General features: G+C 50.1%; 8 protein-coding genes. 4 read left to right on the top strand and 4 right to left on the bottom strand.

Annotated elements, in window-relative coordinates:
- The first annotated feature begins 4 nt into the window (after positions 1 to 4).
- From GA004_RS07555 to GA004_RS07545, 3 genes are all read left to right on the top strand, one after another.
- Positions 5 to 775, top strand: a complete 771-nt coding sequence (locus tag GA004_RS07555; protein WP_283396714.1) for an HpcH/HpaI aldolase family protein — start codon at positions 5 to 7, stop codon at positions 773 to 775.
- Between the two features lie 59 nt (positions 776 to 834).
- Positions 835 to 2,157: a nickel pincer cofactor-dependent isomerase, group 22 gene (locus tag GA004_RS07550; RefSeq protein WP_283396713.1), complete on the top strand. Its 1,323-nt coding sequence runs from the start codon at positions 835 to 837 to the stop codon at positions 2,155 to 2,157.
- A 76-nt stretch (positions 2,158 to 2,233) separates the two neighbouring features.
- The gene (locus GA004_RS07545) at positions 2,234 to 3,088 is read left to right on the top strand and encodes a class I SAM-dependent methyltransferase (RefSeq protein WP_283396712.1); all 855 of its coding nucleotides are present in this window, start codon (positions 2,234 to 2,236) and stop codon (positions 3,086 to 3,088) included.
- Positions 3,089 to 3,208: 120 nt separating this feature from the next.
- Here the strand turns inward: GA004_RS07545 and GA004_RS07540 are convergent, their stop codons facing one another.
- Complete coding sequence (locus tag GA004_RS07540; protein WP_283396711.1) at positions 3,209 to 5,674, bottom strand: TonB-dependent receptor domain-containing protein; 2,466 nt, start codon at positions 5,672 to 5,674, stop codon at positions 3,209 to 3,211.
- 619 nt (positions 5,675 to 6,293) lie between these two features.
- Here GA004_RS07540 and GA004_RS07535 point away from each other — a divergent pair.
- Positions 6,294 to 7,457 (top strand): cytochrome P450, encoded by a 1,164-nt coding sequence (locus GA004_RS07535; RefSeq protein ID WP_283396710.1) that lies wholly within the window; start codon positions 6,294 to 6,296, stop codon positions 7,455 to 7,457.
- A gap of 318 nt (positions 7,458 to 7,775) precedes the next feature.
- On the opposite strand, the gene GA004_RS07530 is transcribed toward GA004_RS07535, so the two are convergent.
- From GA004_RS07530 to GA004_RS07520, 3 genes are all read right to left on the bottom strand, one after another.
- Positions 7,776 to 9,221: a DUF1501 domain-containing protein gene (locus GA004_RS07530; RefSeq protein ID WP_283396709.1), complete on the bottom strand. Its 1,446-nt coding sequence runs from the start codon at positions 9,219 to 9,221 to the stop codon at positions 7,776 to 7,778.
- Between the two features lie 124 nt (positions 9,222 to 9,345).
- Positions 9,346 to 11,889, bottom strand: coding sequence for a PSD1 and planctomycete cytochrome C domain-containing protein (locus tag GA004_RS07525; protein ID WP_283396708.1), 2,544 nt, complete (start codon positions 11,887 to 11,889; stop codon positions 9,346 to 9,348).
- Between the two features lie 125 nt (positions 11,890 to 12,014).
- Positions 12,015 to 14,531, bottom strand: coding sequence for a hypothetical protein (locus tag GA004_RS07520; RefSeq protein ID WP_283396707.1), 2,517 nt, complete (start codon positions 14,529 to 14,531; stop codon positions 12,015 to 12,017).
- Positions 14,532 to 14,557 lie beyond the last annotated feature (26 nt).

The following is a 14,557-nucleotide window of genomic DNA, read 5'->3' as shown; positions in this document are numbered from 1 at the left end:
CTACATGAACGAAATTACCATACGAAAAAGGGCACTGCAAGGAGGCAAACTCCTGGGATCCTTTCTGAACTCTGGATCAGCGATCCTCGCTGAATTGGCGGGACGCTCCGGCCTAGACTGGGCCTTGCTCGACATGGAACATGGTTCGGGCTCCTGGGGCATGCTAACCCACCAACTCATAGCCCTAGAGGGCTCCAATACAGCCCCTGTGATCAGGCTACCCTCAAATCAGGCCGACTATTTCAAACGGGCCCTCGATCTAGGCGCTAATGGTTTGATGGTGCCCAATGTAAATACCGCTGACGAGGCACGAGCTGCCGTATCCTACTCTCGATATCCTCCGCACGGCACTCGAGGGGTCGCCCTTATGAATCGAGGAGCCCACTACGGGGCCAAGTTTAACGAGCGACTCGAATCGTCTCATGAGAGCACTCTAATTATTGCTCAGATCGAGTCTCCTGCCGCAATTGAAAATGTAGAGGAGATCGCAGCAGTTGACGGTGTAGACGTACTCTTCGTTGGTCCCATGGATCTTAGTATTTGCATGGGCATCCCTCAACAGTTTGACCATCCGGATTACATTGCCGCCACAGAAAAAGTGGTCGAAGCGGCTAAAAAGTACAACAAGGCTAGCGGCATTCTCGGTTTCGCTTCTCCAGACATTGCAAAGTTTCATGCCAAAGGTTTCTCTTTTCTCGCCGTCGGATCCGACGGAGGGATGGTCGCCGCAGGAATGAAAGAACTCGTAACAGCGAATCAAGAGGCTGTTCAATAGCGAACCCTTCAACCATTGCTGAAAAGCACCTATTAAGCGTAATTAATAGCTACCTACAGATGAACTCCCGACCCTATACGTCCAGTCTCACCGTCCGCAATATCTGCCCGACTATTGCGGATCAACCTCCCATCACCCTGCCTGAGCTAGTACCGGTAATCCAACGGTTCCCAACCGACACCGTTAGCGACATTGAGGCTGAAATGCGTGCCCAGCTTCAGCAATTCTCAGGATTGGATTTAAAAGGGAAACGGATCGCCATCACCGCTGGAAGCAGAGGAATCAAGGGTTTCATCCCCGTTGTTCGCTCACTCGTCTCTCAACTCAAAGAACGGGGAGCAGAACCGTTTATCGTTCCCGCTATGGGTAGTCACGGAGGAGCAACCGCGGAAGGACAGCTGGCTGTACTTGAGAACTTAGGTATTACCGAAGAATCCGTTAACACTCCTATCCGTTCATCGATGGATGTTGTGAAACTAGGTGAAATCGAGGAGGAAACTCCCGTTTGCTGCGATCAATTGGCTTACGAGTCGGATGGCATTATCGTTTGTAACCGGATCAAGCCGCACACTGCCTTCGCCGCTGAATACGAAAGTGGCCTCCTAAAAATGATGATGATTGGCTTGGGTAAACATATAGGCACGACCGAGGTTCACAAGTTGGGTTTTCATCGCTTCCACAAAGCGCTCCCCGATGCGGCCAAAATATTCCTCGAAAAAGCTCCTATCTTATTTGGTGTCGCCATCGTCGATAACGCTGCAAATCAGGTCGCCAGAGTTAAGGCCATTCCTGCAGACCAGATTCTGGATCAAGAGAAAGAACTTCTGGCCTACTCTAAAACGCTAATCGGGCGAATGTTGCTTTCGGAAATCGACGTCCTCGTGGTCGATGCCATGGGGAAAGACATTAGCGGGGCCGGCATGGACTCCAATGTGACCGGCCGCTCCGCCACCAACGTCCAAAGAGAGTACACCCCCAACATTGGCCAAATCGTTATTCGCGATTTGAGCAAGGCCACAAAGGGTAACGCCATTGGGATGGGTAATGCCGACATCATTACCTCAAGGGCTGCCGAAAAAATCGACCTTGCCGTTACCTACACCAATGCCCTCACTGCCCGTACTCCCGTAGGAGCTAAGGTTCCTTTAATCGCTTCATCCGATCGTCAAGCGATCGAAATCGCCTGTCGCAATGCGACTAGTAAGCCAGATCAAGTCGCGCGCCTCGTCCAAATTTCCAATACAAAAGATATCGAAAAGATTTGGGTTTCGACATCCTATCTTCCTGAAATTGAATGTCGAGAGGACATCATTCTGGACGGTGAACCCCGCCCGATCGAATTCGACGAATCTGGCAACCAAACCTGGCCCACGATCCGCTAAAGATAGCGAGCGATCTACGACCGCCCCTACAGTCTTGAAATCAAAAATGATCGCGGTGTAAAACCGCTCCTACGATATGGTTGACGAAGGTTGCGTTGCTGTGATTGGCTTGCCTATCATCGTGCCATTGCTACGCCACCTACTATCCGCTTTGTCGATTCCTTTTGTATTTTCCGAACATTCCTATGGAGTACCTGTCATGCCCTTTCGAATGCGGCTCTCAACTGCTTTAATCGCCTTAGCCATCTGCGTAAAGCTCCCGCTGCTGGGTCAATCGATTCCCGATAGCGCTGTTATCTACACCGAAGGCCCCCGCACGCGCGACGGAATTGGAAAGTACTATATGGGTCGTGAGATCGCACAGGTCATGGGCCACCAAGGCATTTCATGGCTAGAGCGGGACAATCGCGAGGACGAAGAGGCTCCGAGTAAAGCCATCGCTCTTCTCGACTTAAAGCCGAATGCCGTCATCGCCGACATCGGGGCGGGATCGGGCTACTATAGCTTTCGTATCGCTAAGAAGTATCCCAGCTCGAAAGCACTCGCAGTTGATATCCAGCAGGAGATGCTCAACTACATCACAAGCAAAGCGGCCGCGGAAAAGATCACGAATGTAGTGCCACACCTCGGCAGCACCAAAAGTATCCAAATGCCACCCGAAACGATCGATGCGGCTTTATTTGTTGATGCCTACCATGAGTTCTCCCACCCCTACGAAATGATGACATCCATCTTCAATGCTTTGCGGCCTGGAGGCATCGTCTACTTATTGGAATACCGAGCTGAAGATCCAAAAGTGCCCATCAAACCGCTGCACAAAATGACTCAAGCTCAGGCTAAAAAAGAGATGAACCTTGTTGGATTCAATTGGGTGGAAACTAAAAACGATCTACCTTGGCAGCATTTTTTGATCTTCGAAAAACCTCGATGACTCAACTTAATCGAAGCACATTTGAATAAAGAATTACGACAGTTTACTCGAGTCTAAGCTTTCGATCTGCAAAGCTGTAACAAAAATTACTTCACCGCCAGGGATAGTATTGCTCGCAAACTATAGTTCTATCCGCATACCCGTTGTTAAGGTCCAAGGGCGAGTGCGGTAGTACGTTGCGTAAAGTGGGCTTCCTTCGTAGATTCTGCCATAGGGTTCGTTGGTAATATTATCCCACTCTACATAAACCCTTGCCTTCTCTTTCAGCTTATAGCTCACCGAAAGATCGACACTGCTTTTAGAGCCTAAATACCGATCGCTTTCGGTGTCCTTGCCTACTCTAAAGACTTTATCTTCCTCATTCCAAAATTTCAGCTGGGCAAACAGCCTCTCTTTTTCGTAAGTAAAAGAGACATTCATTTCATTGTCCGGCATCATTGGTAGCGGAAGGACTTCTCCTGGACGCTCCGGATACTGCAATTCGGACTCTTGTTTTACGTACTTGGCATTAAGCGAAAATCCCTCATCGAAAAATGGCAGACTAATAGGCTGACTCCAGGTCATGGATACACCCCGCAGAAATGCACTTGAACCGTTTTCCTGCCTTTCGAGTTCGAATCCATCGTATATGCCGCCGCTTATAATGGTTTCGTTGCTAAAAATGTAGTCCTCCACCTGCCTATCGAAGAACTCGAATGAAACCAATCCTCCATCCTTTACTTTCATATCGACCGAGATGTCTATATTTGCGTAAAGCGTCGGTCGTAAGTTCGGATTGCCCTCTTCAACTTCCTGATCCTCTAATTTCAGCAAGCGGTATGGGACAACATCAGCGTATCGCGGACGATCAATGGTCTCTGTGTAGGATGTAATGAACGTCGTATAATTATTCAATCGAAAACGCAAATGGGTATTCGGGAAGAAATTATTGTATTGATTGGAGCCAAATGTTGGACTCGCGCCCAGGTACACAATCTCGTTGGTATTGCCATCCGAATCTTTGTCCAGTACGTCGTTGCCTACGATAACCTCGTTAGATTCGAAGTCGATTGATGTTATCTCTTGGCGCAGGCCCACAAGAGCCCTCCAATTGCCAACACTGTAATCGCCCATCGCATAAATTGCGTCTATATTTTCTTCAACAGAGAACGTAGATGAATCAGTAATTTCACGGGATCTCCTCTCTTCGTAAGGGAAGCTTTGAAAATTATCTTCAATGAGGCTTTCAATCTTTGTCCTATCGACGGCCGGCCCATACCTGTACCGATCGCTTATAAGACTTATGCCATTATTCCTCAATTCCGCATCTGCTAAACTAAGAGGTAATTCGGATGAAGCACTGAAATAAGCAGTTTCACCAAAAGTATCGTAATCTCTTCGCCTACTCTTAACTCCAAATCGCAGAGATAAACTCTCATTATCGAAAGCATTCTTTAATCGAACGTTAACAGACCCAATAGCGTCCCTCTCGTCACGGTTTCTGTCCCGGATAGCAAAATCCTCGAGGGCAAATTGGGAAGAATCATCAATTGAGTCACCGTTTTCTATCATGACTAAGGGGAACAAATAGCTGTCAAGTTCGTAGGCTGCGTCCACATCAGGTTTCACGAAATCCACATTGAAATAATCAATGGGTTTGTAGTCTTCTATCTGATACAATAATTTGACATCCGCCTCCCAATTACCCGACTCCCATTCGGACCCCAAAGTCGTTTCCGCTATTTCCATCTCATTTTCGAATTCATATAACCCTCGCTCTACTTCGAAACCTTCTATGATTATCTGATCAGAATTTATGGCCGCATACTTTCCTTCATTGAAGCGGTACTCAAGCTGAGGGCGTCTTTCACGGTTCCGATTTATACTATGGCTTCCTTTCCAAAAAAGACGTAAAGAATCACTACCTTTAAAATCCAAAGAAGCTGTTATATCCCGATCGCTGTTCCATTCGCGGATGTCATTTAGTTTCAACTCTCTGAGTAGAAGCTTAGATTCGCCATTAACCGTTCTACGAAACCAGTCCTTGTTGATATACTGATTTCCTTCTGGTTCATCTTCATAACTAAAAGTCAATCGACCACCGATAGTCGCTGCCCCGTTCAACGGCCCACCCACCGATATACTGCCCTCATAACCAAGCTCTTCAATGTAAGAGTTGTATTCGCTCTCGAGCATTATTTTTGTCGAAATTTCCTTTTGTGTGTAGGAAGGCCGAGTTTTCAATCGTATGGAACCTCCACGCGAATCAGCGTCCTGATCAGGCGTCACCGCTTTCATTACCTCAACTGAGGTAACGTCATCGGCTGAAATACTGTCTAGCGATTGAAGCGAATCCTCCCCATCAATAGTGACATTTGAAAAGGTTAAATCCGGCCGTCGCTGAATCGCTTCGCTTATGTTAGAGTCCTCGACAAGCTCCACCTCGTTTTTTTCACTTACAATAAAATCGCTCTCCTCGACGCCCGACGTTGGCTCGCTGGGCTCGTCGATTGCTTTGCCCCATACCGAGATCGCAGCAAAAGAGAGAGTTGCTAAAGCCATCCCACACCGCATAAACTGAAATTCCTGTAAGAGATTGTCACTCATATTAAAACTGAAGTCGTGAGCGCCAAGTTTTCCCACCCTAAGTCGCCGGCGCAAACGCAACTCTTTGTGACCGCTTTGGGGTCTGAATACCCTATCTCTTCTCGCAGCAGATTTGGACATTCAATCAAGCCTAAAAAAACCAACTTTGCAAATAGTAGGCTTATTATTAAAATCTTAGCAGATTCGGCATCTAGAATCGTTCCTCAAATTCTGCATATCAGGGCTATTATCAATCTATTATGTGCCCATAACACGAATTGAAAAGGGGTCGTTTTAGACTTCTTTGATGGTAAAAACTTACGCCTTTTTTCCCATAGTAGCGGTAGGGTTTCGGTAGGAATGGGCGAACGCACACAGTTTAAGCTACATTCAAATATAACTCGTCTTAAACAAGAATGGCCGACTGTTATCCCATTTTGGCTCAAATTTGAGCAAAATTCAATCAACCACCATAAATCAAGCCGAGCCAAGTCTGCTTTGCCAACCAAACTTTCCATTCGTATTATACAAACCTCTTTCCGATTGAATGCAGTAAGGGGGAAAGCTTCCTCATTTACATTTGCCCCTAAAACCAAGAAAGCGTCTTTCCTTTCCGAGTCTTCTCTCCAATCTAGGCCACATGAGCGCTGACGCATTCTGTCCCCACGATCCATTTAAACAGGCCCGAAAATCCGAAGGAGTTCTGCCGAACGACTTTGACGGGGAGACCATTCCTATGATTCTTCGTCACAAGGACGTACGAGCAGCGGCGAAGGACTGGAGGACCTTCAGCTCAGATGACCCATTCCATGTTCCCATCCCTCAAGAGGAGGATGTCCGAAGCGTTCGGCAGTTGCCCATCGAGACCGATCCACCTATACACACGGAATACCGCAAGATCGTGGAGCCCTTTTTTCGTCGAGCCCTGAAACCTGAGATGATCGAACAGGTCGAGCAACTGATCGGCGACGCCCTTTCAGATGCGGTAGCACGCGACTCGATTGAAATCGTGCGCGACTTCGCCCTCCCCATCCAGAGTCGAGCGCTAGCGATTCTTCTCAATGTTCCTCCAACCGAAGCGGAATGCTGGATCCGGTGGGGAATACACGTCTTCCGTGACCCGAAGACGGGTGAGAAAGGATCGCAGCTAGACAGCTACATTCAGCAACAGCTTGATCGGGCCGAAAAGGAGCCAAGTGAAGACTTCTTCAGCGCCCTCACCCAAGCCACCTTTCAAGGTCGATCCCTAACGCGAGACGAGATGGAGGGTTTCACCAACCTCACCTTCGCCGGTGGGCGCGACACCGTCATTAATACCATAACCGGCATCATCGCCTACTTCAGTTCCCATATTCAAAAGCTCGATTCGATTCGGAAAGAACCAAAGATCATTCCCACCGCCGCGGAAGAGTTTGTTCGAGTGATCACTCCCCTGACTCATATCGGGCGCAAGTGTCCTGTGGATACGGAGATCGAAGGCTACAGCGTCGCTTCCAATGAACGGATCTCTCTTTGCTGGGCCTCCGCCAACTTCGATGAAACCGTATTCGATTCCCCCGAAGAAGTGCGTCTCGATCGCCGACCCAATCCACATATCGCCTACGGAGCCGGAACTCACATGTGCCTCGGAGCGCCCCACGCCCGCCTAATCATCCGCTCCCTCCTCAAGAAACTCTCAGAACACATAGGAAGTATAGAACTCATCGACTTCGATGAAAACATCGAACGCGAAGCGCAATACCAACGCAAAGCCGGCTACCAGTCGCTGGTCGTGCGACTAAATTCACGAGCGACTAGCCATTAGCCATTTCAACGTAGGGCCGGTGCTTGCGCCGTGCCGCGTAGGCCGTATCCTAACGGTTGTATTACAAAACAAAGCATCTCCAAGGTATTTAAAGGTAGCGGGCCATCTCCAAGCGCCCATTGTCGTTTCTATCGGTTGGGCGCTCAGAGATCGCCCTCTTCCAAACCAACGCTGCACAGCACAAGCGCTGGCCCTACGAGAGGAAACCGGTCCTCACTTACCTATCACTAACCGCCTATTAGCCTTTGTCTCTAGAACGATTTCCAAATCATCTGTACAATCCATGAGATCTGTGGTTTAGAATCAATATACTCAACTTCACGCCAAAATGGGCTTTACCACCTGACCATGCACGTCGGTCAAGCGATAGTTGCGGCCTTGGAACTTGTAGGTGAACCGCTCGTGATCAATCCCCATCAAATGCATGATCGTGGCCTGAAAGTCATGCACATGCACCGGATCCTCCACGGCATTGAACCCAAATTCATCTGTGGCTCCATAAACCATCCCAGGTTTTACTCCGCCTCCGGCCATCCAGACGGTGAACCCATACGGATGATGGTCTCTTCCCCAGCGAGCGTAGTCTTCAAACTCTCCCTGCAGAAAGGGTGTCCGACCAAACTCGCCTCCCCAAATAACCAAGGTGTCATCCAGCATTCCACGTGATTTCAAATCCTTAATCAGGGCAGCACTGGGTTGATCCGTATCCATGCATTGGACTTTCAATTGCCGGTTCAAATTATTATGCTGGTCCCAGCCGGCATGCATCAACTGGATGAAACGTGTACCCCGTTCCGCCAGTCTTCTCGCCATTAGACAATTGTAGGCAAAACTCCCCTGACGATGCACATCTGGACCGTACATCGAGAGAGTCGATTCCGATTCGCTAGTAAAGTCAGTGAGCTCGGGAACGCTCATTTGCATTTGGTAAGCCATTTCGTATTGAGAGATCCGCGTCGCGATTTCCGGATCACCATAGTCTTTGAGCTTCTCCTCGTTCAGCTTCTCCAGATCATCTAGCATACTACGCCTCAGCTCACGACTGACTCCGTCGGGGTTTGACAAATACAGAACAGGGCTTCCGCTGCCACGAAATTTCACGCCCTGATATTTCGTGGGCAAGAAACCGGAGCCCCAATAGAAGTCGTAGAAGATCTGACCACAGGATGCTTCCTTGTCCCGAGAGGTCATAGCCACAAACGAAGGCAAGTCTTCCGCGTCCGAACCGAGCCCATAACTAAGCCAGGCTCCCATGCTGGGACGGCCCGGAATCTCCGCTCCGGAAAGAAAATAATTGATGCCCGGAGCATGGTTAACCGATGTCGTGTGCATGGACCGGATAAAGCACAAATCGTCAACGATCTCGGCCGTATGCGGAAGAAAGCTGCCTAAAGTGATACCGCTTTTTCCATATTGGGCGAATTCAGTAATATTCGGCAAGAGCAGCTTCTCCTTGGTATCGGTCATGGAGCTAAAGCGTTTGCCCCCTAAAATCGAATCGGGAACCGGCTCCCCTCTTAGCTTTGCCAGCATGGGCTTATGATCAAATAAGTCGACATGCGATGGGGCTCCGTTCTGCAGTAAATAAATGATACGCTTTGCCTTCGGGGCAAAATGAGGGAGACTCGGGGGCCCAGATGGAGATCGGGCTAGCGCTTTCGGATCGAGCAAACTTGCCAGAGCCACCGCGCCTACGCTTTGAGCCGACTTTCCAAAAAACTCTCTGCGAGTAAACTGTCTTTTCCAATCAATTAATGGATTCATGGCAAGGTAGCGGGCGATCTCCGAGCACCCATATTAAGACTGTAGTACTTATCCACGGGCGCTCGGAGATCGCCCGCTACCTGATTCAATTTAGTCCTAATCTGCGCTTTATACAAATCGATCATCATTCCTTAGTAATCGTTTCATCCAAATTCAGCAGCATTAAGCCAATCGTCGCCCAAGAGGCGTGTTCGACAGGATTCAACCGATCGTTTCTTTTAGACTCACCTGCACTGGCAACCTTGAGAGCGGCATCCGGGTCGTCTGCAAAATGGGAACGGTACTTCGCCAAGGCTACTTTCAGAGTCCTCTGTTCCGTTTTGTTGGGATCCCTGGCCGTAGCCATACGAAAGGCAGTCCACAACCGCTTAGAGTCGCTTCCTTTGAACTCCGTTAGCAATCGTTTCGCAAACCCTCGAGCGGCTTCGGCAAAAGTGACATCATTCAGTGTGGTCAAGGCATGTAGGGGTGTATTGGTTCGCTTGGTTTTGACCTCACAGACCTGACGCGGAGTCGCGTCAAAAAAGATAGATGGCCCCACGATGCGCCTCCAGAAAGTGTACAAACTTCTTCGATACAGGTCTTCTCCATTTCCCTGTTCGTACTCAATAAATCCAAAGGACGCCTCCTTCCAGATCCCTTCGGGTTGATAAGGCATCACGGGGGGGCCTCCTTGAGCTTCATTCAGAAGACCTCCTAGAGCTAAAGCTTGATCTCTGATCATCCAGGACGGCATGCGAAAACGAGGCCCACGCGCGAGCAGTTCGTTTTGCGGATCACGCTCTATTAACTCAGGTGTAACTCGAGACGATTGACGGTAAGTCGCGCTCGTCACAACCAACTTGTGAAGCTCCTTCACATTCCAGTTGCTCTCGCGAAACTCGACCGCCAGCCAGTCCAACAAGGCTTCGTGTACCGGTGGCTTACTCTGAACCCCAAAGTTCTCCACCTGTTCCAAGATACCTCTACCAAAATACTGCTGCCAAAATCGGTTAACAGTCACTCGCGCCGTAAGCGGATTATCTTCGGACATCAGCCACTTCGCCAGATCGAGACGGTTGAAATCACCCGTCACTTCATCGCCACCATTCAAAGCAGAAGGAAAACCCGTCGTCACTTTTTCTCTCGGCTGGTCGTACAGACCGTTTTCGAGAATGTGAGTATCCCGTTCCACGGAGTCCTCCATGATCATCACGATCGGACGCGAGTTGCTGTAGACGTCGAGATCCTTGTAAGCGTCGATATAGTTTAGCGTCGCCTCCACATACTTCGGTTCGGTTTCACCATAAACGGCGATTATCTCCGTCAAAGGCTCGGGCCGTCGTTTGATGACCGGTTGCTTGAGAATTCCTTGAACGGTTCCGTTAGTAATCGATTTCGCCTTTTCCGACTCGATGGCCAGCGCTCCCTCTTCCCTAGGGAATAAGGCTCGCTCCACCAGGTCCAAACGGTTCGCTGCGATCCGCTTCGCTTCTTCCAGCTCTTCGACACGCTGCTCGTGAATCTCAGTGGTGAGATCTAGGATTGGAAGTGTATGCGGATTACGACCTTTGCCCGTAACCTCTGTCTTGTCAAAAAAGGCCATGAGCTGATAGTACTCACGCTGGGAAACGGGATCATACTTGTGGTCGTGGCAACGAGCGCATCCCATCGTCAGACCCATCCAGATCGTGGATACCGTGTCCGTCTGATCGACCAGATAGTCAATTCGATTCTCCTCCGCAAGTCGTCCCCCCTCACCATTGATCATGTGGTTTCTCAAAAATGCGGTGGCGAGCTTCTGTTCCATCGTCGGCTGAGGCAGCAAGTCGCCCGCGAGCTGTTCGATGGTGAACTGGTCAAACGGCATATTTGAATTCAGAGCGTCAACTGCCCAGTCACGCCAGGGCCACATTCCCCGCTCATCGTCATTCTGGTAGCCATTGCTGTCAGCATAACGGGCAGCGTCTAGCCATTCCCATACCATGCGCTCCCCATACCGAGGCGACGCCAACAGCCGATCTACCACCTTCTCATAGGCATCCGGCGACCGGTCCGAAAGAAACGCCTCGACCTCCTCAATGGTCGGTGGGAGTCCAGTCAAATCCAGCGTTATCCTGCGAATGAGAGTCTCGCGATCGGCTTCCGGAGAAGGAGTGAGACCTTTTTCTTTCAATTTGGAAAAAACGAATGCGTCAATCGGGTTCCGCTCCCAAACGGGATCCCTTTCCTGAGGAAGCCTCCCTCGCACCGGTAGAAGGAATGCCCAGTGGGCTTCATACTTAGCGCCTTGCTCGACCCATTTTCTGAAAAGCTCCTTTTCCTCGTCTGTCAACCGACGGGGGTGCTCCTCTGGAGGCATGCGTTCCGAATCAGCTTCCGAGAGGATTCTCCAAATCAGCTCACTCTCGTCAGGATCACCTGGAACAATCGCCGCGTATCCGCCCAAATCCTTGGTTGCTCCCTCGATTGAATCTAATCGCAGGTTTGCTTCCCGAGTATTTTTGTCGGGTCCATGACATTGGAAACATGTATCCGACATGATGGGACGTATATCATGATTAAAGGAAACCAAGTCGTCCGACTCTTCTGCATGGATTAATCCGGAGTGAAGTTGTCCCCAAAGCAACAGAACGCTCCAAACAATAGTCCTTTTCGCAAACTGGATTTTCGGGATTCGGTAATTCATGGGGTAAATTTAAAAACTGACGATATTGAGCCTATTGTCCAGAAAAGAAGAATAGCGATGGCTCGCCCAGAGCATACAATTAAGAGAACCCTTCTCCCATTCACGATTTACGACTGCTCACGTGCCTACCGTTCCAGTATCTGCACAGTCTCGCACGGCAGCCAGCAATCAGAACCGTCTTCCAAGCTAGCCAAGAGCCATTCTCCTCGCACTTCCAACAGAGAAAGCTCAATTCCATTGTGCAGAGGATCGGCATATGAAGACAAATAGGAATACCCGGGACCTTTTCGCCCATATACCTCATCCACAATCAAAACGCCTTCATCCCGTCCCGCAACGACAGCCCATCCCAGAAGCAGTCCTTGCATTATCGTCACCCCAAACAACACGCCTGACACCGTCAGCCAAACTCGATTCCGGTATCGTATCCAAAACAAAGTCACACCAAACGAAACCAGCCAAAGCAGAGAGAACATTGCCTTTTGCCAACGAATCGGAGTTTCTATTGATTCTCGATCATGCGAAAACGAGTCAAGTCTAAGGGCTCGGGCCGCCTCAAGGCTCGTCGCCAATCTCTCATCAAAGGGCATTCGCGTCTGGGCTTGCCGGTAACTCGCAATCGAGCGGCCAATCTCGCCCGTTTTAAACCAGGCGTTTCCCGCATTGTACCAGGACAGACCCGCTCTAATCCCATTCGCAGCGCAGCTTTCAAACTCGAGAGCAGCCGCGGCAAATTTGGATTCAGTCATTTCCGAACCCAACCCCTCCTCTGCCGATTCCAAAGCAGCTGTGAAAAGGGCTTCTGCATCGTCCCAATCCGCAGCGTTCGAATATTCAGCCGCACCCAAAGCGATTATCAAGATAACGGATACAAGTCCTTTTTGAAAAAGCTCAAAAACGCGTTCACCCAACCGCCCTGTTCGCTTTCGTTCTCCCGGCTTGCCCTTTCCTGGATTGTACTTCCGAGTATCCGTTTCTCCAATGGTCGCCTCAATCTCCTCTACTAGATCCCTTTCCCCTTCGGCCGCGTCGAGAAGTCTCGCCACGTCCTTCGCGGTCAAAGCCGCTTGCCTGCGCTCAAAGCATGCCGCGACCAACTCCCTGAGCGCTTCCACATCGTCTTCCCCCTTCGACGCCGCTCGCTTAAATTTTTCGAACGCTTCGCGACGGATTCGATAGGCTTCATCTATGGCGCGTCGCCGCGCTTCTCGCGCCCAAAATGAGAGCCCATAAAACAAGATGGGCCCGAGCAGAACAAACGCCCATAGGCCATCGGCCAGCAGGTTCACAAGTTCATCCATTACATCGCCCATAATCGTCGCATCATAGTTGTGCCATATTCCTTCGTTGCTGCCTATAACCGAATACTGCGCTCCAGGAATTTTCTCCACCGGGAAGTAACTCATGCCATCTCGAGCCGAGATTTCAATGGGTACGGGTCTTGTACGGATCAAGCGATAGTCCGCCTCATCAGGATCGAAGATCTGTATCGCCAAACTAGGAAAAGCGATCGACTCAACTGACAGAGGCCTTGCCCGGGCGACAAACGTGCGGCCGCTTGGCCTCCAAATTTCATTTACTTCCTGCCCCACCCAAAAACGGTTTTGCAACGACGCTTGCCGACTAAGATCTGGCAACTCCAGCATTTCCGAACAGACATCCGAGTTCACCTCAACACGCACCTCTATTAGCTGCCCTACCTCGGCAGTCGCGGGTTGAACGCTCACCTCGATTGAATTGACGTTGAAGAGCCCGCTAAAGGATTCCAGTCTTCCTTTACTCGGTAGCGGAAGCACTTCGATCTCAATGGGGCTTGAGAATGCGTGCAGCTTTTCGTTGGGCAATGAGCGGTCGACGGACTCAAAAAGGGCGTTGTCGAAATAGGCGGCGTAACGATTGGACTGGGCATTTTCAACTAGAAGTCGCGAACACAGCAGACGCGTTCGCAAGATCTCGAACATCCCCGATTCCTCAAATCTCACGAAGACCGAAAATCTCAATTCACCCAAACTGGGCGGAAACGCCTCTTCCCCGCTAATCCGATGGGCGATCACACGTCGTCCTCCGACTGGCAGACCGAACTGCTCTTCCTCCGGAACCACACTTCGCGGAATAACTACTTCAATATCGGAATCGTTAAAGAAATCTGGATACAGGCTCAGCGCCCGCATCTGGTTCATTGGCAATTGGCAACGCCAGATGAAATCCAACCGCAAAGGCTCTCCCACATAAACCTGAGTTTTCTCTGCCTCGATGATGAAGCTCATCGAATCGGAAAGATGAGGTTCGCCCACGAACAATTGGCGCGGGAGGGATCGCAAAACGTCCCCATCCACATCGACCGCAAGAGAGGGGAAGTCCCGCACCCCAGTTCGCAGGGGCAGAAAGCGGACCGACATTGCGTAGCTGCCACGTTCGTCCTCTTCGAGTTTCATCACCTCCGAGTCCAAAAACCGAATCTCATCTGTATCCTCAATCGGCTGGAGGATCGGCTCTACCTTCGCATCTACAAAGAGTAGCACAGTCGAAACCTCATCCACAAACCAACTGGCTTCCATCATGTGAAGACGAGGACCTTGGACCGCTTCCGGAACATCTTGGGCTAACGCAACCGGAACCCTGATAGCCAAAGCAATGTACACAAGAGCACTAGGAATCCTTGGAGCCA

The organism is Candidatus Pelagisphaera phototrophica, assembly GCF_014529625.1.
GTDB classification, from domain to species: Bacteria; Verrucomicrobiota; Verrucomicrobiia; order Opitutales; family Opitutaceae; genus Pelagisphaera; species Pelagisphaera phototrophica.
This window is presented reverse-complemented; position numbering and strand designations above follow the sequence as displayed.

What these genes read in the sequence shown, in the direction of transcription:
- GA004_RS07555 (WP_283396714.1), top strand. Translation starts at nt 5, where the DNA reads ATGAACGAAATTACCATACGAAAAAGGGCACTGCAAGGAGGCAAACTC.
- GA004_RS07535 (WP_283396710.1), top strand. Translation starts at nt 6,294, where the DNA reads ATGAGCGCTGACGCATTCTGTCCCCACGATCCATTTAAACAGGCCCGA.
- GA004_RS07545 (WP_283396712.1), top strand. Translation starts at nt 2,234, where the DNA reads ATGGTTGACGAAGGTTGCGTTGCTGTGATTGGCTTGCCTATCATCGTG.
- GA004_RS07530 (WP_283396709.1), bottom strand. Translation starts at nt 9,221, where the DNA reads ATGAATCCATTAATTGATTGGAAAAGACAGTTTACTCGCAGAGAGTTT.
- GA004_RS07525 (WP_283396708.1), bottom strand. Translation starts at nt 11,889, where the DNA reads ATGAATTACCGAATCCCGAAAATCCAGTTTGCGAAAAGGACTATTGTT.
- GA004_RS07550 (WP_283396713.1), top strand. Translation starts at nt 835, where the DNA reads ATGAACTCCCGACCCTATACGTCCAGTCTCACCGTCCGCAATATCTGC.
- GA004_RS07540 (WP_283396711.1), bottom strand. Translation starts at nt 5,674, where the DNA reads ATGAGTGACAATCTCTTACAGGAATTTCAGTTTATGCGGTGTGGGATG.